Raw genomic sequence first — 21,491 nt, 5'->3', positions numbered from 1 at the left:
TTTTCGCCGGGGCCACCCTCTCCGATGGCAAACAATGGGTGCCATGGATCCACATCGACGATATGGTTGGCATCTTCATTCATGCACTGGAACAGGAATCCATCACTGGCACGTACAATGCCTGTGCTCCCTATCCGGTGACCAACAAAACCATCACTCAGGCGATTGCACATCAGCTTCACCGCCCAGTCTGGCCCTTTAAGGTTCCCAAATCCTTCCTATCCTTATTGATGGGCGAGATGAGCATTGTCGCCACCATGAGCACCAATACTTCTGTAGAAAAGCTCCTGGAAAGCGGTTTCAGATTTAAATACCTACAACTTAACGATGCTTTAGCCGATATTTACGGCTCCTAACTACCCGGATACTTCATGAAAAAAGAAATTAGCATCTGCTGGCTCAGAAGAGATCTAAGACTCGAAGATCATACTGCACTTTACCATGCCCTGAAAGGCCCCCATCCCGTATTGCTATTGTTCATCTTCGACACCAACATCCTCAGCAAGCTGCCAGTAAAGGATGCAAGAGTAACATTTATCTACAACACCATCAAAGAGCTCAATGCCTAAAGGACCCTGAACTACAGGTATGTACAAAACCTGGGTACTCCTTGCTATTGCCTGTACAAAACCTTAGGCGACGAGGGCTGTTGTCTTATCAGGAAAGGGATGTTTTAAACATTAACCGCTTAATCGGCTTAATTGTAAAAACAGCATTTGATTTAACAATATTTAACTTTGTTATGGCAAAGTTGAGCGGAACTCTTTATATCTTTGTTATACAAAGCGCTTTTATTTGCTTTGAGTTAAATGCTCCCTAGATTCAAATCTGTCAGCTAAACATAAATTGATAAAGAGATGAAAAAGAATTTGATGATCATCGCCGGTTGTATCGCAGGTCTTGCGTATTCGACGGTGAGTTATGCGCAAAAGCCAGAATTACTACCGGATCAGAACCCTCGCTATCAGGAAACACGGGCGAAGTATATTGAGCTGGCTGATTCCCTTACCAGTACACAGGGAACAACGGTACAGAATACCTATAAAGCTTATGACTGGTATACGGCCAGGGCAGAAAGACGTCAGCTGCGCCGGGAAAGAAATGCAGCGTACGACTGGTATAACCCATACTATGGTAATTCTTACTTCGGCAACTCCTACTTTTATCCATCACTAGGTTCTTCAATCAGCCTGGGCTTTGGTTCCCGTCATGGATGGGGAAGCTTTGGATATGGTTTTGGTGGCGGTTGGGGCGGAGGCAGACGCTGGAACCGCTGGTAATCAATCACAAGAAAATTTACATTTAAATATATGCAGTTCAAAAAGATAATGACAATTGCAGCTTTTGCTGTTTCCGGAGTGATCATCAGCTCATGCTCCAGACAAGTAACACGTGTTAACACCGATCAGGCAATCGACATCAGTGGAAACTGGAACAATACCGATTCGCGATTGGTAGCTGCAGAAATGACCCAGACGATACTTGGCAGCAAATGGTTACCAAGCCATCTTGAGGCTAAACAAGGGAAAAAACCTGTCGTAATTGTAGGTACCGTTACGAACAAAAGCCATGAGCACATCGATGCTGAGACTTTTGTGAAAGATGTAGAGCAGGCTTTCATTTCCAGCGACCGTGTAAGACTGGTACAGGGAGGTAAAAAAAGAGAAGAACTGCGTGCGGAAAAAGGCGATCAGCAGGACAATGCTTCTGTCTCTACAATGAAAAAGTTTGGGTTAGAGAATGGTGCTGATTACATCCTTCAGGGATCAATCAATTCTATTGTAGACTCACATAAAAGACAAAAAGTAGTTTATTACCAGGTAAACCTTGAGCTAACCGACATTCAAACGAATGAAGTAGTATGGATCGGCGACAAGAAAATTACGAAATACGTTAAAAATTAGTCTGGTTTTCGGACTAAATCTCTATGTCAAATACGAGCAAGAATACTTTCGGAGCATCTGTCCTTCTTGGGCTGATGCTCTTTCTTTTTAGCTGTTCCAGTTACAATGACATGATTGCGCCTTACTATAAGGAGATCTCCAGCGGAAATTATGCTGAAGCACAGAAGGCGCTGGAAAAGAATAAAATCCTGAGCAAGCCACGTAATCAATTGCTCTTTCTTATGGAGAAAGGCAAGACCAGTCACCTGACCGGGGATTACGAAAATAGTAACCACTATTTTAACGAAGCTGATTCTATGCTGGAGCGCGGTTTTCGCAGTGCTGGTGACGCCCTTGTCGGCACGCTGGTGAATCCGATGACGCAATCTTATAAAGGGGAGGATTTTGAGAAATTCATGATCCACTATTATAAGGCCCTCAACTATGTTTTCCTGAACAAAACTGAAGATGCCATTGTGGAAGCACGACGCATCAGCTTACAGTCACAGGAGCAGGGAGATAAGTTCAATGACAAGGATTCCAGATATTCCAAAGATGCCTTTTCACTGATGCTGCAGGGGCTGATTTATGAATACGACAATGATGTCAATAATGCTTTCATCGCCTATCGTAATGCGGCAGAGGTTTTTCTGAACAGCAAAGACCAGACCTACTATGGCACAAAGATGCCCGTTGGTTTAAAAAACGATGTGCTGAGGACTGCTGATCTGAACGGTTTTACGGCAGAACTTCAGCGATTTGAAGGACTTTTTGGAATGCATTATACACGTCAACCAAAACCCGAGGGTGGTGAACTGATTTTCTTCTGGGAGAACGGCATGGCACCTGTAAAACAGCAGCAGGAATTTTTCTTTTCATTGGTAAAAGGTGATGACGGTGGCCTGTTCTTTACCAATGTTGGCGGCTCCATCATCATTCCCTTTGACCGTAGTTACAGTAATGATGGTTTCAATGCGAATTCTATCCAGAGTCTGAGGGCTACTTATCCAAAGTATGTGGCAAGAGCGCCTTTTTTCAGCAGGGCTACGTTAAGCAACGGTACAGATACGGTAGGTTTTGAGAAAGCTGAGGACATCAATGAACTGGCCTTTAAAACGCTGGATCAGCGTTTTCTGAAGGAGATGAGCAAGGTGCTTACGCGTCTGGCAGTGAAAAAAGGGGCGGAATATATCCTGAAAGAAAGCTCAAAAGGAACGGGGAAAAATGGTAAAGACAACACCCTGCTCGAAGGTCTTGGCCTTGGAGTTCAATTGTATAGTCTGCTTTCTGAAAAGGCAGATACCCGTAACTGGCAATCGCTCCCTGCAACCATTAACTATGCGAGAATTCCGTTGCGTAAAGGACAAAATACGATTACATTAAGCCTGAACGGGGCTAACGGCAGCGCCGCAGATACCAAAACGATAACAATAAACGGAACTGGAAGAATGCAGTTTTACAACTATTCTAGCCTACGTTAGTTAGGGCTTCCGGTTTTTATGATTACAATAGAATAAAAGAAATGCAAGAACCTTTTGACATCAGCATTGGAAATGTTGACTACGCTGTTTTTCCTGAAGGAAATGATACTTATGTCATCTTTAAGGACGGTAAAGAATACGTACAGATTCAAAAAGATACAGAGCTCCAATGGTTGAAGCTGGATCCTGAAACTGCCCTTCCGCTGTTTGAGATCGATGAAGAGATCAACCAGATTGGTAGGGAAATCCTTGCTTACGTGCCGGAAGAAGAGGATGAGGACGACGAGGAAAGCATCTAGGTAGGCCAGGTATTTCTATCAAGGCTACGGTAGTGTATTGCTTCTGCGAGATGTGCTGAGCTAATCGCTTCCGCGCCTGCAAGATCGGCAATGGTCCTTGCAACCTTAAGGATCCGGTCGTACGCCCTTGCGGAAAGGCCCAGTTTATCCATTGCTTTTTTAATCAATGCTTGTCCCTGTTTGTCGATTTTACAGACTTTTCTGACCATATTGGAACTCATCTGTGCATTGTAGTGAAGATCGGCCATGCCCTCAAAGCGGATATCCTGTAACCTTCTGGCTTCTATTACACGGTTTCTGATGACCATACTTGTTTCTGATTTTTGTTCAGAGCTGAGGTCTTTAAATTTTACCGGTGTTACTTCGATATGCAGGTCAATGCGGTCCAGCAAGGGGCCGGATATTTTGCTCAGGTATTTCTGTACCAACAGCGGGCTGCAGTGGCATTCCTTATCCGGATGGTTATAGAATCCACAAGGACATACATGCGTTGCCTTGTTTGCGATACGATAAGAGCTCGTCAAAGCCAAATATAGTAAGATATCCACATAATCCCGTCACTTTAGGTGAACATATACGGCGCAGAAGAATGGACTTAAATATGTCACAGGCGGCGGTCGCGAGGTCACTAGGCGTAGTCGAAGATTGCATCACGTATTGGGAAAACCACCGGAGTCAGCCGAAAGTTTCGTACTATCCACGAATTATTGCTTTTCTAGGATACTTTCCATGGCAGTTTGATATAAGTACATTGCAAGGCAGGTTGAAGGAATATCGATACCTACACGGGCTGAGCTATAAGACAGTCGGAGTGATATTCGGAATGGACGCTGCTCATATTAGGAAACTCGAGGAAGGAAGTGCCTTTCCGTTCCGCAAGACGATTGCAAAACTGGAGCAGTTGTTAGCAAGCCCGCCAACCGAATAGGGTCATCTTTGTTTAACTCTGGTATCAGCAACTGCAATACTTTAAATCGCTCTGTTGTCGCTATTATTTAGATATTGACGTTCTATATTTTTCATTAAATATTATTTTTCCTAAATCACTTCAATTTTGCTCTATATTTTTTTATATTTGGCAAAAGTGTATATAGTGAAATTTTGGAGCAGACTTATTTGTATTATAGTAATCGCACTGAGCTGTACTCCCTGCGCAGATGCTGCTGTATATAATAAATTTTCAGTTAAGACTAGCTTTTCAAGACCAGTTACTCAAACAAATAACAAAAGCTGCACAGATGCTTGTTCGCCGTTCTGCGTGTGTGCTTGTTGTAACACCCCAACATTTGTACGTCAAACAATAATTTCTATTGATATTCCTCTACAAATAGTAAGAGAGTATTCAAACAACATTTCCGGTAAGGCAACCTCCGCCTCTCTTTCCGTTTGGCAACCTCCCCAATTAGGTTAATTTAAATTATCAAGTTATTGCGCCTGAATCAATTCCTTATGGAAGTGATTCAGTCTCGCATTGATCTGTTTTTTTTATTTATACCTAATTTAAAATTCAATGCTGAAAAAAATCATTCAGTTTTCTATACAAAATAAACTGGTCATTGGCCTGTTTACCTTAGCGCTGATTGCATGGGGGGTATATTCCCTTCGTCAATTGCCCATAGATGCCGTACCAGATATTACCAATAACCAGGTGCAGGTGATAACCCTTAGTCCTTCCCTTGCCACGCAGGAAGTAGAGCGGCTAATATCCTATCCTGTAGAACAGACCATGTCTACCATTCCCGAGATAGAGCAGGTTCGTTCTATCTCCAGGTTCGGCCTTTCTGTAGTTACTATCGTGTTTCACGATGATGTAGATATTTACTGGGCTCGCCAACAGGTCAATGAAAAATTGGCCGAAGCTAAAAATAATATTCCCGGCGGGCTTGGAAACCCAGAAATATCCCCAATTTCAACCGGCCTTGGTGAGATATACCAATATGTGATCCATGCTAAACCGGGATTTGAAAAGAAATTTAATGCCCGTGAACTTCGGAGCATTCAGGATTGGATTGTCCGTAAACAGCTTTTGGGAACTCCGGGCATTGCCGAGGTAAACAGTTTTGGCGGGCTATTAAAGCAGTATGAGATTGCTTTAGACCCTGATAAATTGCGAAGCTTTAACCTAAGCATCAGCGATGTTTTTACATCGCTGGAACAGAACAACCAGAATACGGGCGGTGCTTATATTGATAAAAAACCAAATGCCTATTTCATCCGAAGTGAGGGACTGGTCGGCAGCTTGGACGACATCAACAAAATTGTAGTTAAGAACAACACCAATGGGATACCCGTGTTGATCAGGGACATTGCAACCGTTCAGATAGGCAGCTCTATCCGTTATGGTGCACTTACCCGTGCGACGGCAAAAAGCCAGGGCGAGGCCGTAGGCGGAATTGTTATGATGCTCAAAGGGGCGAACGCTAATAACGTGGTCAAACAGGTTAAGGTAAAAATAGACCGCATCGGTAAAACGCTTCCCGAAGGGGTTACCATAGAGCCCTTCCTTGACCGGAGTGCGCTTGTGGACAGGGCGATGGGTACGGTAGCTAAGAACCTGATCGAAGGTGCGCTAATCGTTATTTTTGTACTTGTTTTGTTCCTCGGGAATTTCCGGGCAGGTCTGGTCGTAGCATCGGTAATACCGCTGGCCATGCTGTTCGCTATTTCACTAATGAACCTTTTTGGCGTATCGGGAAACCTGATGAGCCTCGGGGCGATTGACTTTGGTCTTATTGTCGATGGGGCGGTGATTATTGTAGAGGCTACAATGCACATCCTCTCGGAAAACACCCTTGGCAGGGCATACACACAGCAAGAAATGGATGAACAGGTTGAAAAATCTGCTACCCGCATGATGAGCGCCGCTGCCTTTGGACAAATCATCATTTTGATCGTTTATTTGCCGATCCTGGCACTAGTCGGTATCGAAGGAAAAATGTTTGGCCCGATGGCGCAAACTGTTTCATTTGCAATCATGGGTGCTTTTATACTTTCACTAACCTATGTGCCGATGGTATCTTCACTGGTCTTAAGTAAAAAAGTAGCACATAAAAAAAATCTTTCCGACCGGATGATGGACTTTTTCCAGCGAAAATATAATCCGATGATAAATACAGCCCTGCGTAGAAGAATGGCGGTAGTGGTCTCCTCGGTAGTTCTGTTGGTCATTAGTGTATTCCTTTTTATGCGAATGGGCGGGGAATTTATCCCAACCCTGGAAGAAGGCGACTTTGCGGTAGAAACCCGTCTGCTTACCGGAAGCTCCCTATCCCAAACTATTGATAAAGTGAATCAGGCATCAGAGATACTTGTCAAAAAATTTCCTGAAGTAAAAGAAGTTATTGGAAAAATAGGTGCGGCCGAAATACCAACTGATCCCATGCCAATGGAGGCTTGTGATCTGACCATTATATTAAAAGATAAAAAGGACTGGACAACGACTCATGACCGGGAAGAACTTGCCGAGCTCATGAGTAAGGCACTGGAAGACGTGCCGGGCGTAAGTTTCGGGTTTTCCCAACCTATCCAGTTGCGCTCCAATGAACTGATATCGGGAGTGCGGCAGGATATAGGAATAAAGGTTTTCGGGGACGACTTAGGTGTCTTAACCGATATTTCGCAAAAAATTGGGAAAATTGTTTCCTCGGTTAACGGCGCAAAGGATTTATACCTTGAACAGGCTACTGGCCTACCCCAAATTGTCGTAAAGGTCAACCGCGACCGAATTGCACAATATGGACTGAGCATAGAAACCGTTAACCAGGCACTGAATACCGCATTCGCAGGGCAATCCGCCGGGCTTGTTTACGAAGGTGAACAGCGTTATGATATGGTAGTACGCCTGTCACAGCAAAACCGTCAGGGTATTGACGATGTAAAAAATGTATATGTAACTGCGCCCAACGGTAATCAGGTTCCACTTGACCAGTTGGCCGATGTTGAGTTTAACATTGGGCCGAACCAGATCCAGCGGGAAGATACCAAACGACGGATCATTGTCGGACTAAATGTCCGTGGCCGTGATATCCAAAGTGTAGTCACCGAAATTGAGCAAAAAATTAACCAACAGATCAAATTACCCGCAGGATATTACATTACCTACGGAGGCCAGTTTGAAAACCTTAAGGAAGCCACCAAAAGGCTTTCCATTGCGGTACCTGTTGCGTTGTTGCTAATCTTACTGCTGCTATATTTCTCTTTCGGTTCCGTAAAACAATCCATTCTGATCTTTTCTGCTATTCCGATGGCAGCCATCGGTGGCATCTTTGCATTGCTGTTAAGGGGAATGCCGTTTAGTATTTCGGCAGGTGTCGGCTTTATCGCCTTGTTTGGTGTAGCGGTGCTGAATGGTATCGTACTGATCACTGAATTCAACAGGCTAAAAAAACTCGGCAAATACGCAATAGATGAAATTGTCCTCCAAGGTACCGCCATACGTTTAAGGCCGGTACTGATGACCGCTACCGTCGCCTCATTGGGATTTTTACCGATGGCCATATCATCGGCTGCCGGCGCGGAAGTTCAAAAACCCCTGGCTACGGTGGTAATCGGCGGTCTGATCACCTCCACTATTTTAACCTTAATTGTTTTACCCGTGTTATATACCTATTTCGAAGGCTTTAAAAGTAAAAAGAAAATTGTTGTTCCAACTGCCCTGATTGCACTGTTCATTGCCGGGCTTACTTTACTTGCTCCGGCGTCACAGGCACAAACGCCCGGAACCGGTTCACCCATAAACATGCAACAGGCGATCCAAACAGCAATCAGCAATAACCAGTCGGTAAAGTCTTCCGGTTTGCAAATTAGCCAGCGGCAGGCATTAAGGAGCAGTTCAACAGACTTGGGCAAGACCAATATTGAGGTTCAATATGGTCAGATTAATGGCATAAAAAGGGACAATAATTTTAGTGCCTCGCAGAGTATCCCGTACCCAGGATTGTTTAAAAACCAACGCAATCTATACGATGCCCAGATCAGAGGCGCAGAAATAAGCCTGTCGGTTACACAAAAAGAACTGACCTACCAGGTAAAGAGTTCCTACACACAGCTTGCTTATTTTATTGCCCTGCAGGAATTGTATAAAAGCCAGGACAGTGTTTACAGTAACTTTTTAAAGGCCGCTTCACTCCGTTACCAGGCAGGGGAAACCAATCTGCTGGAAAAGACTACGGCTGAAACCCAGTATAATGAAGTGCGCAACCAGATGAGCAAGAACCAGTCGGATATTTTGGCCTACACCTCTGAACTTCAAAGGCTGCTCAATTCCAAGTCTAGTATAGAAATAGAAAAAGAGGAGTTCAGACAGGCAGACTGGAACAATACCGGTCTGGATAGTGCAATCACTAGAAATCCATTGCTGGCTTTGCAAAGGCAGCAGATAGAAATTGCAGATAAGGCGATTGGAGTAGAAAAAGCACGTTCCGGCCCCGATTTTACAATTGGCTATTTTAACCAGTCTATTATTGGCAGTCAGAACGTGAACGGTCAGGATCAATATTTTAACGGGGGCAAACGCTTTCAGGGCGTTCAGGCGGGGATATCCATACCGCTCTTTTTTAAGCCTTTTTCTTCCCGGATCAAAGCTGCCACAATAGAAAAACAGGTGGCAGAAAGCCAGTTCAGCCTGTTTCGGACCAACTTGCAGGGACAGTACAACCGTGCTTACCAGGATCTACTAAAAAATTCCCGCAGTATTGAATATTATAAAACCAGTGCCTTGCCAAACGCTAACCTGATCCTAAAGCAGTCGCAGATCGCCTTTCAGAACGGCGAGATTGGTTATGTGGAGTATTTGCAGGGATTACGGACTTATTCGGATATCCGCTTTAATTATTTGCAGGCCATCAACGAATATAATCAATCAGTTTACACACTTCAATACCTTATGGGTTTATAAAAAATAAAATGAAAAGAATAACTAAGACCATCAGCAGGATTGCCTGTATAACCTTACTGGCTGCATTTTTTGCCGCCTGCGGAAGTAAAGAAAATTCAGAAGAACAAACCGATGTTAAAGCGGACAGCACCCATCAGGAAGATAAAAATTCGGTAGAAATCACCCAGGCGCAGTACAAAACCGTTGGTATTGAGTTGGGCTCTGCCGAAATGAAGGGTCTGAGCGGGCTGTTAAAAGTAAACGGCTATATAGATGTACCACCTCAAAATCTGGTAAGCGTTACTACGCAGATGGGAGGGATAATTAAATCCACCCCACTTTTACAAGGTAGTATCGTCAGCAAAGGGCAGGTAATAGCGGTGCTTCAAAACCAGGAATTTGTACAGCTGCAACAGGACTACCTGGAAAGCAAGAGCCAGCTTGAATTGACAGATGCCGAATATAAACGTCAGCAAACCCTTGCCCAACAGAATGTGAACGCCCAAAAAACCGTACAGCAGGCCAAGTCACAATACCTAAGTAACCTGGCAAGGGAAAACGCCTTAAAGCAACGCCTGCAACTTATCAATATCATTCCGGCGAGCCTTACCGCTTCCAATATACGCAGCCAGGTAAATATATATGCCCCCATCAGCGGCTACGTAACCAAGGTGAACGTAAACACCGGAAAATTCGTCAGCCCAAATGATGTGATGTTTGAAATTGTCAATAGTTCTAACCTGCACGTTGAGCTGAACGTTTTTGAAAAGGATGCGGCAAAGGTAAAGGCCGGACAACGTGTCCGCTTTACCATGACCAATGATACAACCGAACAAATGGCTGTGGTTCAGCTTGTTGGACGTGAGATCAACCCGGATAAAACAGTAACTGTTCATGCCGTAGCCAAGGGCAGCAAAGGCTTTATTCCAGGAACGTACCTGAAAGCCCTTATAGAAACCGGGAGCAACCAGGTGATGGCCTTACCGCTAAGTGCTGTTGTGGACTTTGAAGGTAAGAAGTATATTTTCTTGGCGGGCACAGGACAGACCGAAGCTGCGCACCAGCATAAGGAAAAAGAAACAGAGGCCGAAACGGAAAAAGCTGGGGAGACATATCATTTTCAAATGGTAGAGGTAACGACCGGGATCAGTGACGGCGGCTTTATCGAGGTGCAAATTCCTGAAAAGATGAATGTAAAAGGTAAAGTCGTTTTGAAGGGAGCCTACGACCTGCTCTCCAAAATGAAGAACAGCGAGGAAGAATAATCAAGTCAACGTGGTAGAAATAAATCTACATATAGCTAATCTATTTTAATTATGGAAAATCAAAATCACCAGGCACTTATTCAGAAATTACTAAACTGTGCCCTAGCCTGTGAAAACTGTGCTGCCGAAGGCTTTAAAGAAGCCCAAAATGCAATGATGGAAAAATGCATACCAATGGACATTGATTGTGCGGACATCTGCATGCTTGCTGCCCGCCTTTTGCAGCGTGGATCAGAAATCTCACACGAGTTCTTGCTTATCTGCGAAAAGGCGTGCCGGATGTGCGCCCAGGAATGCGGTAAACATGATCACGAGCACTGCAAAAAATGCGCACAGGCCTGTACCGAATGTGCTGATGCCTGCCATGAGCATCACAGTAACTTAAACCAAGATTAATACACACATCTGATGAGGTGCTTTCTTCGGAAGGCATCTCTTTTTTATGCCGCCCTATGTAAATATAACTACTTAAAATACTGCAACATCAAAGAGCTTAACAAGGCTCAAAATTTAAAAATCAATAACCTGATATGGAAAGCAATAACAAAAAACAGCCGGCAAAAAAACCAACAGCCCCAAAAAACACTCCGGGGAATATCCGCGAAAGCAAAACGCCCAAACCTAAAAGTGCGGCAGATCAGAAAATCAATAAGGATACCCACTCCAAAGATCAGTCACATTCCCATAAGGAGAACAAGGCTGATCATTCCGAAGGAGATGGACACGATCATGAACATGGCGGCATTTTCGGCAAGAACACCGAGCTGATCTTTGCCATGCTTTGCGGGGTTGCCCTGGGTGCTGGTTTTGGCTTGTCGTATGTCAGCGGGCTTCCTTCCTGGGTCAGCCTGTCCCTGTATATCATCGCTTATTTCTTTGGTGGGTTCTTTACCGCCAAGGAAGCTGTAGAAACCATACTGAAAGGTGGATTTGAAATTGATTTTCTAATGCTGGTTGCCGCCATTGGCGCAGCGATTTTGGGCGCATGGGTAGAAGGAGCCTTATTGTTGTTCCTGTTCAGTTTGGGGCATTCTCTGGAGCATTATGCGATGGGCAAAGCCCGGAAGTCGATTGCCGCCCTGACCAGCCTTGCCCCCCCGACAGCGCTGGTGGTACGGGAAGGCAAAGAAGAAGAAATAGGTATTGAGCAGCTGGTGCTGGGCGATACCATTATCATTAAGCCCAACAGTAAAATTCCAGCCGACGGCGTGGTGGTTAAAGGCGAGGGGAGTGTCAACCAGGCTCCCATAACCGGGGAAAGCGTACCGGTCGATAAATCACCAGTGCCCGATCCAACCAAAGATTATACGGGAGAAAAAAGTATTAAACCACAATACCGGGTCTTTGCTGGAACCATCAACGGGGCTTCTGTATTGGAAGTGAAGGTGATCAAGGAAGCGAAGGATTCTACCATTTCGCGGCTTGTGAAAATGGTGAACGAAGCGGAAAAGCAAAAATCCCCTACACAATTGTTTACCGATAAATTTGAAAAATATTTTGTGCCTATTGTGCTGGTCTTGGTAACATTGCTTTGCTTTGCGTTCCTGGTCATTGATGAGCCTTTTAGCAAAAGTTTTTACCGGGCAATGGCGGTACTGGTTGCGGCCAGTCCCTGCGCCCTTGCAATATCTACACCAAGCGCCGTATTGAGCGGGGTTGCCCGGGCCGCCCGTGGTGGCGTACTGATCAAGGGGGGCAGGCCGTTGGAAGATCTGGGCGCATTAAACGCCATTGCTTTTGATAAGACCGGGACGCTGACCGAAGGAAAGCCACAGCTGACCAATGTGATCCCCCTGGATAAGGTTTCAGAAGAAGAGTTACTGGTAATTGCCGTAGCGGTAGAAAAATTGAGTGACCATCCCCTTGCCGAGGCCATTGTAAAAGGGGCTATGGAAAAATTGAATAAGCAGGCGATCCCCGAAGCCAGGAATGTTAAGGGCATTACCGGCCGTGGCGTTCAGGCGGAGGTAGATGGCAAAAAAGTCTTCATTGGTAACAAAGCCTTATTTGAAAAAGATAAGGGCGGTATTCCCGCTGAACTATTAAAACAAGTGGAAGACCTGGAGAAGGGCGGCCATACTTCTATGCTGGTGAAAAGGGATAGCGATTTCATCGGGATTCTTTCCCTGATGGATGTGCCCCGTAAAGAGGCAAAGCACGTGCTTGCAGAACTTACCGCTTTGGGCATAAAAAAAATGATCATGCTGACCGGGGACAATCAGCAGGTGGCCGAAGCGGTTGCCAAACAGATCGGGGTAACTGAAGCCTGGGGAAACCTGATGCCCGAAGATAAGGTAGAAGCGGTCAAAAAACTGGACAAATCCGAGAAAATGGTGGCCATGGTCGGAGATGGCGTGAACGATGCCCCTGCAATGGCAAAAAGTACGGTTGGTATTGCCATGGGTGCCGCAGGCTCGGATGTTGCACTGGAAACCGCAGACATTGCCCTGATGGGCGACAGGCTCGAAAGCCTTCCCTTTGCAATCGGGCTAAGCCGCAAGGCAAGGGGCATCATCAAACAGAACCTATGGATCAGTTTGGGAGTGGTTGCCGCCCTGATACCGCTAACCATTTTGGGCATAGCCTCAATCGGCCCGGCGGTGATTGCCCATGAGGGTTCTACCTTATTGGTTGTATTCAATGCGCTGCGCCTGCTTGCCTATGATAACGACCAGAAAAAGCAGGCTCCAAAACCAAAGGAAAAAAAACATGCTTAGAAAAGTAAAAAAATTCCTGAAGGCCCTTGGTCCGGGCGTCGTTACTGGTGCGAGTGACGATGACCCGTCGGGAATTGCGACCTATTCACAGGCTGGTGCCAAATATGGGCTGGCCACGCTCTGGACTGTTCTTATCACCTTTCCGTTAATGGCTGCGATTCAGGAAATCTGCGCCCGGATTGGCCTGGTTACCGCAGTCGGACTAACAACAACGCTAAAAAAGCATTACTCCAAATCCGTCCTCTACCTGATGATCCTATTCAGTGTACCTGCCATTATATTAAATATAGGAGCTGATATCGCAGGTATGGGCGCTGTGGCACACCTGATCTTTCCCGCTGTCCATGCGATGATCTTTAGCGTACTGTTTACGGCCATTCTATTGTTCTTTATTATTTATCTCCCGTATTCCAAATTCGTTTCGGTTCTGAAATACCTGTGCCTGACCTTACTGCTCTATATCATTGTTCCGTTTTTTACCAAACCGGATTGGGGGGCGGTATTAAAGGCGACATTCATCCCGACGATAAAATGGGACAAGGACTTTATAGGGATGCTGGTTGCAATCCTGGGAACAACGATCTCGCCCTACCTCTTTTTTTGGCAAACGGCAATGGAGGCCGAAGATGTAAAGGCGGTCAAACGCCAGGTGATGATCAATAAAAGACTGGTGACCATAAACGGGGATCATCGCACTCCATCCGAGCATAAGACCAGGGAAAAACGGCTGATGGGGCTACTGATCCAGAAAATGGGACTGGATGTAAACCTGGGCATGCTCTTGTCAAACATGATCATGTTCTTTACGATCCTTGCTACAGGTACCGCCTTGTACAGCCAGGGGATCAGGCAGATCGATACGGTAGAACAGGCGGCCAAGGCATTGGAACCGGTAGCGGGACGGGCATCCTATCTTTTGTTTGCCCTGGGGGTGATCGGAACCGGCTTTTTGGCCATTCCGGTGCTGAGCGGCAGCCTTTCCTATATTGTATCGGAAACCTTCGGATGGAAGGGCAACCTGGACAAAAAGTTCCATCAGGCCAAACCGTTCTATGCCATCATCATCATATCGGTAATCATCGGACTGCTGCTCAATTATATTGGCATCAGTCCGGTAGATGCGCTGCTATATACGGCAATTTTGTACGGGCTGACCTCACCGGTGATCATCGCCATTCTGCTGCACATCGCAAACAATAAAAAGATCATGGGAGAATATACCAATGGAAAGCTGTCCAATTTTCTTGGCTTTGCAACCCTGCTGGTCATGTCGGTTTCCGCTGTGTTCCTGATCTATTTGCAGTTCACCTCATAAATAATTTTCAATACGCTAAAACTGACTAATCTAATGACAAATGAAAGTGTCTAACATTCCCTTTCCTATAGTGATTACCGCACTTATTTTTACGGGGGTGTTGGCATTGTTTATTATTTCCAGCCATGACCTCAAGAGCGATTTTAATGCAATAGACCGGGGGCTGCTGATCTGGACGAACAGCTGGCATAACAATTTTATGGACCATGTGATGCTCCGAATAGAAAGCTTTTACTTTTGGGTTCCGTTTTATTGCTTCCTGATCCTGATGCTGCTGGCCTACGATAAGATCAGGTTTATGCGCATGATCCCCTTCCTGGTCTTATACCTGGGCATTCAGAATTTTTTGCTTTTTTTATTGAACAGCCTGCTCGGACACCTTCGCCCGTTATACGAACTTGGTTTAGCCTCCCGGTTGCACATTGGCATTGCCGGAAAGGGAATGGCCTATGGATGCATTCCCCTGGTATCAAATGCTGTGGGCATCGCCTTGTTCTTTTGTCTGTATTTCGACCAGCGCTACCTTCCCTTAAAAATATTGGTAGTGGTTTGGGCTGGGCTGCTCCTCTATGGCAGAATATATACAGGGTGGAATTTTCCTGACGAGATACTTCTTGGAATCTTCCTTGGCCTGACCCTATCCTATAGTTCATTTATCGCTTATCGATATTATTTAAACAGATATTATGCCAGTTGAACTGATGATTTCTTACAAAGAACTGGGTCTTACCTGCATCCCGGTTGTCCTATTGATTGCCGGCGGGGCAAGTGTTCTTTACCGCAAGCCCAATGCGGCAGTACAAAGCGTAATCCTTCATTTTGCCGCTGGGGTGGTGTTTTCTGTAGTGGCAGTTGAGCTATTGCCGGACATGATCAAAATTCATGACCCCATAGCTATTATTGCAGGGTTTATATTGGGTATCGCTTCCATGCTGGTCATTAAATCGTTTACCGCTAAACTGGAACTTAAAGAGGCCGGTAATATAGGAAAACAGCTTCTTCCCTGGGGGATGTTGACCGCTATTGGCATTGATCTGATACTGGACGGCCTATTGCTGGGTATTGGGTTTGCTGCCGGGGCAAAAGAGGGCATGCTACTGGCTCTTGCCCTGGCAATGGAATGTCTTTCATTGGGACTGGCCATAAGTAGCAGCCTGTTAAAATTACAGCTGAATGGTGGCAAGATTATATCCATACTGATGGGGTTGAGCCTGCTATTTGTGATGGGTACAGCTATCGGATTTTTTGTGCTGCACTATACGGGCGATATGGTACTTGAAGTCGTGCTTTCTTTTGGCTCGGCGGCTTTATTGTTCCTGGTAACAGAGGAACTTCTGGTGGAGGCCCATGAACAAAAGGATTCCCCGTTTTACACGGCCGCTTTCTTTGCCGGGTTCCTTATATTTATGATCTTGGGGATGGTCGTTTAAGTCTTTTAAAAGCATTATTATAAACTATGTATATGAAAATTAATCAACTGGATGCCCACTATAAATTATACATTTCCTTAGGGATCGCCCTGGTTGTCTTTTTGGTAACCTATGGCAGGCTATCCTTCTCTATCCATTTCATGATAACCTGGTTGGCATATGCACTAAGTAGCTTAGTGCTTGCTTGGATTACCATATTAACCTCGCACCCCGCCGAGGTGAAGCATGAAGCCCATGCCCAGGATTCCAGCCGCACGCTGGTATTTTTATTTGCAGTTGCTGCTGCTTTTGCCAGCCTTTTTGCGATTGTCATCCTGTTGCAGGGCAGTGCGGAAAAGTCAAAACAGGACATTGCCTTTCAGATTGTCATTCCGTTTGCCTGCGTGATCAGTTCCTGGTGGCTGGTACATACCATTTTTACCCTTCGGTATGCCCACTTTTATTACTGTGATATGGAGCGGGGCGATAAGGACAAAAAGATAAAGCCTGGCGGGCTGATCTTCCCCGAGGAGAACGAGCCCGATTATCTTGATTTTACCTATTTTTCATTTGTAATCGGCATGACCTTCCAAGTTTCCGATGTACAGATTACCTCGAGAAGAATTAGGAGGCTGGCCTGGATGCACGGCGTTTTGGCCTTTGCATTTAATACCATAATTGTAGCCCTTACCATTAATGTCATTTCCGGGCTTATCTCCAAATAGGCCGTTCCAAAAAAGTATGACAATGAAAAGGAACAAAATTCCAAATAGAAGAAATAAAAAATATATCCCTAATGCATTTAATGATTCACCTAAAGAAGTGGTGCCGCCAACTCCCTTAGTAAAAAAGGTGCTAAAGGTCACCCTTATTGCGATAGCGTCCATTTTGCTTATTGCCGCCATAATCCTGAGGGTTCGTCATTTTTTAATTAAACACTGGTAAAGCATAAACAAGATGGAAAATAATATCAAGTTATTAAGTAAGCAGATACCCATTTATGTCTCTGCTATTTTTGATGAGCACGTCAAGCCCGAACTGGTCTACCATAATCTGGAGCATACAAAGCGGGTGGCAAAAAGGACAATGGAAATCGCAAGGCATTATAGGCTTTCCGAAACCGATTGTTTCATTCTTCTTGCGGCTTCCTGTTTCCATGATACCGGACAGCTTTTTTCTGAGCCTCAAGGCCATGAACAGCAGAGTGCCGGCATTATGGAATCCTTTCTACGGGAACACGGTATAGAGCAGTTTATCATCGAAGCGATCAGCGGCTGTATAATGGCCACAAAGATACCCCACTGCCCGGAGACCTTTTTACAAGAGATCATCTGCGATGCGGATACCTACAACCTGGGAACGGAAGAGTTCCTGGTAACCGATGAATTGCTGAAAGAAGAATTGAGGCTAAGAGGGTTCCCGATCAGCAGGGAATGGGACAACATTACTCTTGATTTTTTAAAAGGGCATAGGTTTTTTACTTCCTATTGCAACCAAAAATTACAAAAAGGCAAACAGGAGAACATTGATGCATTTACCAGACGTATTGAAAACTCAAGATAAATTCAAAAGCAAAAAGAATTATGAAATGGACATTAGAAAATTTCCCCTTGGAAATGGGTGACCTAGAACCCCATGTAAGAGAAAAAGCGATTGAAATCGCCAACCAGTTAAAAAAGGAAGGACAAGTCAAAGAGCTGGCCATAGTAGAAGAGGCCATTAAGCGTGCACAAGAATGGTTTTTAAACATGGAGGGTTAACCTGTTATGAGACTGGATGCAGAGAATGAACTATTCATAGTTTTAAAATTGTTGATTGCATTTGTCCTGGGAGCGGCCATTGGCCTAGATCGGGAGAAGCACGGCAGTAGTGCGGGCATCCGCACTTATGCAGCGGTCTGCTTGGGGGCTACGTTATTTACGGCTATAGGAGAGCATATGCAAAACATTGCGGCTGCCTCACGGATCATCGCCAATATATTGGTCGGTATCGGTTTTTTGGGAGCGGGGATCATTTACAAAAATGACAAAACAAACAGTTCACAGGGCCTGACAACGGCCGCAACCATCTGGTGCACTGCCGGGATCGGGGTTGCCGTTGGCCTAAACATGCTGATCATTGCCGTCGTAGCCGCTGCTGCCATCTATTTTCTGTTGAGCCTCCATCACCAAAAGTGGTATCTGAAATGGAGAGATAAAATGCAGAAAGCGCATAAAAAGGAAAATTCTGACGACTGAAGTAATCATAAATTATAGAATGCAAAAATTTCTTAATAGCAGGTATATCATCCTCTTTTCCTTCATCTTATTTTTTCTGTTTGCTTCATTGTGTTTGCGAATAGTATTTTTATCGATTTCGGTAGTTCAGGCAGATTTAGACAGTTTAAATATTCCCGAGATTATGGCCAAGGGGTTTGTTTTTGATCTTACGGTAGGCTTATGTTTCACTATTCCCTATTCCATTTATCTACTGCTTTTACCACAGCGCTGGAACAGAACTGTATTCAATAAGATCGCAACTTATTTTATTGTTTTTCTAATGGTTCTCATCACCATATTTTCGTTTTTCGCAGAATATACCTTTTGGCGGGAATTTGAAAGCCGGTTTAATTTTATCGCAGTAGATTACCTGATTTATACCTACGAAGTCATCAATAACATCAACGAATCCTATCCCTTGCCACTCCTGATTGGCGGAGTATTGCTCATTACGTTAATAGTGGTAATCCTGAAAAGAAAAAATTTTGATAACAGCTTTAAATCAGAAACGCGCTTTTTGAAACGGCTATTTATCACTACGCTGATCTGTTTGGCAGCATTCCTGCTCTTATGGAAAACGGATAACTCCTGGGCGGAAAAAAGCAGTAATAGGTATCAGAATGAACTTTCTAAAGCAGGGATTTTTTCTTTTGTAGCTGCTTTTAAAAACAATGAACTGAACTTCGATCAGTTTTATCCGTTAATGGAGATAAAAAAGGCTTTTGCGATTATGAAAACTAGCCTTCGGGAATCTGGCTCCTCACCTGGTGGCAACCCTTTAGAGTTAACCAGGCAGATCACCGGTTCTGCTAAAGCTAAAACACCAAATGTAGTCATGGTGGTACTGGAAAGTTTCAGTGCAGAGTTTATGGGCAAATTTGGCAATGGACAAAAGCTGACACCCGTATTGGAAGCTCTTGCGGATCAAAGTTTATTATTCACCAAAATGTATGCTACCGGAACAAGAACAGTCCGCGGAATGGAAGCCCTTTCCCTGGCTGTACCTCCAACTCCGGGAAACAGCATTGTCAGAAGAAAGAATAATGAAGAACTGACTACTATCGGAAGCATTTTCAGGACTAAAGGATACCGAACTACTTTTTTTTATGGCGGGGATGGATATTTTGACAACATGAATCAGTACTTCGGCAGTAATGGATTTAATATTACTGACCGTGGCAGGAATTTGTCCATCGGCGATAATTATAAAACTACAAGAACGATTCTTACAGACAAACAGGTGAGTTTTGAGAACGCCTGGGGTATTTGCGACGAGGATCTCTTTGCTGCAGTAATCAGGGATGCCGATATTGGATTTGCGGCCAAACAGCCTTTTTATAATTTTGTGATGACTACATCCAATCATCGCCCGTTTACTTATCCTCAAAATAAAATTAATATTCCTTCAGGTACAGGCAGGGAAGGTGCCGTAAAATATACCGATTATGCAATAGGCAGATTTCTTGAACTGGCCAAAACAAAACCCTGGTATGCAAACACCGTTTTTATTTTTGTAGCCGACCATTGCGCAGGCAGTGCCGGAAAGAATGAGATTGACATTACCAAATACCATATTCCGGCTTTAGTGTTCAACATTCCAGGTCAGGCACCGGCCCGTATTGAAAAAATGTGTTCACAGATAGACCTTTATCCAACGCTTTTTTCTCTCCTGAACTGGTCATACACAAATAACAACTATGGTAAAAATGTTCTTGATAAAAATTATGCACCCCGGATCTTACTAGGTACCTATCAAAAGCTGGGATACATGAAGGCCGACAGTTTGGTGATCCTAAGTCCCGGAAGAAAGCTGGAAACATACCTGTACAATTCATCAACAAATGAACAGGCACCTCGTAAATTTTCAGGAAATGTGACTAATGAAGCAATATCCTATTATCAAACCGCCTATTATCTGTACAAAAATGGTGGTTTAAAATTAAAGAAATGAAAAGCTGCATACGATGTTTTTTATATATATTACCCTTATTATTTACGGTAAGCTGTTTTGCACGTCAGGCTGTGGATACCATACCGATACAATTTGATACTTCATGCGTTCAAGCTAAAGTTCCCCTGCAAGAATCAAATAGCGCCCTTCCGCTATCAGCTGTCATCATCCCGATGGGAGCTATGGCTTATGGCTTTGTAAAATTGGACAACAATGCCCTGACAAGGCTTGACCTGGAAGCCAGACATGAATTCTACAGTGAACACCCCCACCGCCAGTTTATCGTAGATGATTACCTCCAGTTTGCTCCAGGAGCAGCGGTATTCGCTTTAAATGGATTAGGTATCAAGGGAAAAAACAGTCTAATTGACCAGAGCGGCATTTATTTATTATCTAACATTATCCTAAACGGGACTACACAAAGCCTTAAGCGGATCACGGCCGTGACCAGACCTGACGGCACCCAAAATGCTTTCCCTTCCGGCCACTCTGCCGAAGCGTTTGCGTCCGCGGAATTCCTTCGCCGGGAATACGGCGGTCAATCTGCATGGTACACCGTATCAGGTTATACCGCTGCTGCTGCTGTTGCGGTTTTGATAATGTACAATAACCGGCACTGGCTTAGCGATGTTGTTAGCGGGAGCTGGCCTTGGCGTTCTGTCAACCCGGGCTTCGTATTGGCTATACCCAAAGGTCAAAAAAATATTTTCCGGTAAATCCAAAAACAATGCGCTGATCCTTCCAACCTACAGCAAAGGTATTGTCGGGTTCGGAATGCTGAAAGCATTTTAGATATAGCCAATTGCTGAACAAGATCATAGTCGTTCTGCCGGGCCTAGTTGTTGTATTGAAAATATTTTAGTTATATCCTTTATAACTTACTGAAACACATTCCTATTATTGATATATTATCATGACTCATTCCGTTTATTCAAAATCAAAATTTAAGTATTTGATGATGAGTTATGATAATTTACGTTACAATAAAACGAAGGTTTAATTGTAATCTTAAAATTTGTCTACCAATAGTGGTTTAGT

20 protein-coding genes and 1 pseudogene are annotated in these 21,491 nt (G+C 44.4%); 20 read left to right on the top strand and 1 reads right to left on the bottom strand.

The window, feature by feature from the left end; all coding sequences use genetic code 11:
- From PBAL39_RS21460 to PBAL39_RS21435, 6 genes are all read left to right on the top strand, one after another.
- The coding region (locus PBAL39_RS21460; protein WP_008245571.1) for a DUF1731 domain-containing protein at window positions 1-356 on the top strand (356 nt) is incomplete at its 5' end.
- 15 nt (window positions 357-371) lie between these two features.
- On the top strand, window positions 372-569 hold the full coding sequence (locus PBAL39_RS21455; RefSeq protein WP_008245568.1) for a deoxyribodipyrimidine photo-lyase: 198 nt from the start codon (window positions 372-374) through the stop codon (window positions 567-569).
- 288 nt (window positions 570-857) lie between these two features.
- Entirely contained in the window at window positions 858-1,280 is a 423-nt protein-coding gene (locus PBAL39_RS25755; protein WP_008245567.1) for a hypothetical protein, read from the top strand.
- Between the two features lie 30 nt (window positions 1,281-1,310).
- Window positions 1,311-1,904 carry a penicillin-binding protein activator LpoB gene (locus PBAL39_RS21445; RefSeq protein WP_008245566.1) on the top strand — a complete coding sequence of 198 codons (594 nt, stop codon included), beginning with the start codon at window positions 1,311-1,313 and terminating at the stop codon, window positions 1,902-1,904.
- A gap of 23 nt (window positions 1,905-1,927) precedes the next feature.
- Window positions 1,928-3,364 (top strand): COG3014 family protein, encoded by a 1,437-nt coding sequence (locus PBAL39_RS21440; RefSeq protein ID WP_008245558.1) that lies wholly within the window; start codon window positions 1,928-1,930, stop codon window positions 3,362-3,364.
- A gap of 41 nt (window positions 3,365-3,405) precedes the next feature.
- Window positions 3,406-3,663 (top strand): hypothetical protein, encoded by a 258-nt coding sequence (locus tag PBAL39_RS21435; protein ID WP_008245556.1) that lies wholly within the window; start codon window positions 3,406-3,408, stop codon window positions 3,661-3,663.
- Here the strand turns inward: PBAL39_RS21435 and PBAL39_RS21430 are convergent.
- Window positions 3,660-4,145 (bottom strand): annotated as a pseudogene (locus PBAL39_RS21430) (ATP-binding protein); the annotation flags it as partial. The gene PBAL39_RS21435 and the pseudogene PBAL39_RS21430 overlap by 4 nt on opposite strands.
- Before the next feature lie 1,028 nt (window positions 4,146-5,173).
- Here PBAL39_RS21430 and PBAL39_RS21420 point away from each other — a divergent pair.
- The 14 genes from PBAL39_RS21420 to PBAL39_RS21365 all read left to right on the top strand — a co-directional run bounded on the left by PBAL39_RS21420 (window position 5,174) and on the right by PBAL39_RS21365 (window position 21,169).
- Window positions 5,174-9,559, top strand: coding sequence for a CusA/CzcA family heavy metal efflux RND transporter (locus PBAL39_RS21420; RefSeq protein ID WP_008245551.1), 4,386 nt, complete (start codon window positions 5,174-5,176; stop codon window positions 9,557-9,559).
- Between the two features lie 8 nt (window positions 9,560-9,567).
- Window positions 9,568-10,803: an efflux RND transporter periplasmic adaptor subunit gene (locus PBAL39_RS21415; protein WP_008245550.1), complete on the top strand. Its 1,236-nt coding sequence runs from the start codon at window positions 9,568-9,570 to the stop codon at window positions 10,801-10,803.
- Window positions 10,804-10,854: 51 nt separating this feature from the next.
- A complete protein-coding gene (locus PBAL39_RS25105; RefSeq protein ID WP_083801800.1) occupies window positions 10,855-11,199 on the top strand; it encodes a four-helix bundle copper-binding protein in 345 nt (114 codons plus the stop codon).
- A 134-nt stretch (window positions 11,200-11,333) separates the two neighbouring features.
- The gene (locus PBAL39_RS21410) at window positions 11,334-13,520 is read left to right on the top strand and encodes a heavy metal translocating P-type ATPase (protein ID WP_008245545.1); all 2,187 of its coding nucleotides are present in this window, start codon (window positions 11,334-11,336) and stop codon (window positions 13,518-13,520) included.
- Window positions 13,513-14,835 (top strand): NRAMP family divalent metal transporter, encoded by a 1,323-nt coding sequence (locus tag PBAL39_RS21405; protein WP_008245543.1) that lies wholly within the window; start codon window positions 13,513-13,515, stop codon window positions 14,833-14,835. Before PBAL39_RS21410 ends, PBAL39_RS21405 begins: the two co-directional genes overlap by 8 nt.
- A gap of 40 nt (window positions 14,836-14,875) precedes the next feature.
- Entirely contained in the window at window positions 14,876-15,532 is a 657-nt protein-coding gene (locus PBAL39_RS21400) for a phosphatase PAP2 family protein (RefSeq protein ID WP_008245542.1), read from the top strand.
- A complete protein-coding gene (locus PBAL39_RS21395) occupies window positions 15,522-16,265 on the top strand; it encodes a ZIP family metal transporter (protein WP_008245541.1) in 744 nt (247 codons plus the stop codon). The genes PBAL39_RS21400 and PBAL39_RS21395 overlap by 11 nt, the downstream gene beginning before the upstream one ends.
- Window positions 16,266-16,297: 32 nt before the next feature.
- The gene (locus PBAL39_RS21390; protein ID WP_198139864.1) at window positions 16,298-16,969 is read left to right on the top strand and encodes a DUF1345 domain-containing protein; all 672 of its coding nucleotides are present in this window, start codon (window positions 16,298-16,300) and stop codon (window positions 16,967-16,969) included.
- Window positions 16,970-16,991: 22 nt separating this feature from the next.
- Complete coding sequence (locus PBAL39_RS21385; protein ID WP_157274154.1) at window positions 16,992-17,189, top strand: hypothetical protein; 198 nt, start codon at window positions 16,992-16,994, stop codon at window positions 17,187-17,189.
- Between the two features lie 12 nt (window positions 17,190-17,201).
- Complete coding sequence (locus PBAL39_RS21380; RefSeq protein WP_008245538.1) at window positions 17,202-17,807, top strand: HD domain-containing protein; 606 nt, start codon at window positions 17,202-17,204, stop codon at window positions 17,805-17,807.
- A gap of 20 nt (window positions 17,808-17,827) precedes the next feature.
- Complete coding sequence (locus PBAL39_RS25630) at window positions 17,828-18,004, top strand: hypothetical protein (RefSeq protein WP_008245537.1); 177 nt, start codon at window positions 17,828-17,830, stop codon at window positions 18,002-18,004.
- 6 nt (window positions 18,005-18,010) lie between these two features.
- Window positions 18,011-18,481 carry an MgtC/SapB family protein gene (locus PBAL39_RS21375; protein WP_008245535.1) on the top strand — a complete coding sequence of 157 codons (471 nt, stop codon included), beginning with the start codon at window positions 18,011-18,013 and terminating at the stop codon, window positions 18,479-18,481.
- 163 nt (window positions 18,482-18,644) lie between these two features.
- Window positions 18,645-20,453: an LTA synthase family protein gene (locus tag PBAL39_RS21370; RefSeq protein WP_232282993.1), complete on the top strand. Its 1,809-nt coding sequence runs from the start codon at window positions 18,645-18,647 to the stop codon at window positions 20,451-20,453.
- Window positions 20,450-21,169 (top strand): phosphatase PAP2 family protein, encoded by a 720-nt coding sequence (locus PBAL39_RS21365; protein WP_083801799.1) that lies wholly within the window; start codon window positions 20,450-20,452, stop codon window positions 21,167-21,169. Before PBAL39_RS21370 ends, PBAL39_RS21365 begins: the two co-directional genes overlap by 4 nt.
- Window positions 21,170-21,491 lie beyond the last annotated feature (322 nt).

The organism is Pedobacter sp. BAL39 (assembly GCF_000170795.1).
Classification (GTDB): Bacteria; Bacteroidota; Bacteroidia; order Sphingobacteriales; family Sphingobacteriaceae; genus Pedobacter.
Note: the sequence above shows the minus strand (reverse complement) of the source record. Positions and strands in the feature narration are given on the sequence as shown.

Coding starts and splice junctions, on each gene's coding strand:
- PBAL39_RS21455 (WP_008245568.1), top strand. CDS start 372: ATGAAAAAAGAAATTAGCATCTGCTGGCTCAGAAGAGATCTAAGACTC.
- PBAL39_RS25755 (WP_008245567.1), top strand. CDS start 858: ATGAAAAAGAATTTGATGATCATCGCCGGTTGTATCGCAGGTCTTGCG.
- PBAL39_RS21445 (WP_008245566.1), top strand. CDS start 1,311: ATGCAGTTCAAAAAGATAATGACAATTGCAGCTTTTGCTGTTTCCGGA.
- PBAL39_RS21440 (WP_008245558.1), top strand. CDS start 1,928: ATGTCAAATACGAGCAAGAATACTTTCGGAGCATCTGTCCTTCTTGGG.
- PBAL39_RS21435 (WP_008245556.1), top strand. CDS start 3,406: ATGCAAGAACCTTTTGACATCAGCATTGGAAATGTTGACTACGCTGTT.
- PBAL39_RS21420 (WP_008245551.1), top strand. CDS start 5,174: ATGCTGAAAAAAATCATTCAGTTTTCTATACAAAATAAACTGGTCATT.
- PBAL39_RS21415 (WP_008245550.1), top strand. CDS start 9,568: ATGAAAAGAATAACTAAGACCATCAGCAGGATTGCCTGTATAACCTTA.
- PBAL39_RS25105 (WP_083801800.1), top strand. CDS start 10,855: ATGGAAAATCAAAATCACCAGGCACTTATTCAGAAATTACTAAACTGT.
- PBAL39_RS21410 (WP_008245545.1), top strand. CDS start 11,334: ATGGAAAGCAATAACAAAAAACAGCCGGCAAAAAAACCAACAGCCCCA.
- PBAL39_RS21405 (WP_008245543.1), top strand. CDS start 13,513: ATGCTTAGAAAAGTAAAAAAATTCCTGAAGGCCCTTGGTCCGGGCGTC.
- PBAL39_RS21400 (WP_008245542.1), top strand. CDS start 14,876: ATGAAAGTGTCTAACATTCCCTTTCCTATAGTGATTACCGCACTTATT.
- PBAL39_RS21395 (WP_008245541.1), top strand. CDS start 15,522: ATGCCAGTTGAACTGATGATTTCTTACAAAGAACTGGGTCTTACCTGC.
- PBAL39_RS21390 (WP_198139864.1), top strand. CDS start 16,298: ATGAAAATTAATCAACTGGATGCCCACTATAAATTATACATTTCCTTA.
- PBAL39_RS21385 (WP_157274154.1), top strand. CDS start 16,992: ATGAAAAGGAACAAAATTCCAAATAGAAGAAATAAAAAATATATCCCT.
- PBAL39_RS21380 (WP_008245538.1), top strand. CDS start 17,202: ATGGAAAATAATATCAAGTTATTAAGTAAGCAGATACCCATTTATGTC.
- PBAL39_RS25630 (WP_008245537.1), top strand. CDS start 17,828: ATGAAATGGACATTAGAAAATTTCCCCTTGGAAATGGGTGACCTAGAA.
- PBAL39_RS21375 (WP_008245535.1), top strand. CDS start 18,011: ATGAGACTGGATGCAGAGAATGAACTATTCATAGTTTTAAAATTGTTG.
- PBAL39_RS21370 (WP_232282993.1), top strand. CDS start 18,645: ATGGCCAAGGGGTTTGTTTTTGATCTTACGGTAGGCTTATGTTTCACT.
- PBAL39_RS21365 (WP_083801799.1), top strand. CDS start 20,450: ATGAAAAGCTGCATACGATGTTTTTTATATATATTACCCTTATTATTT.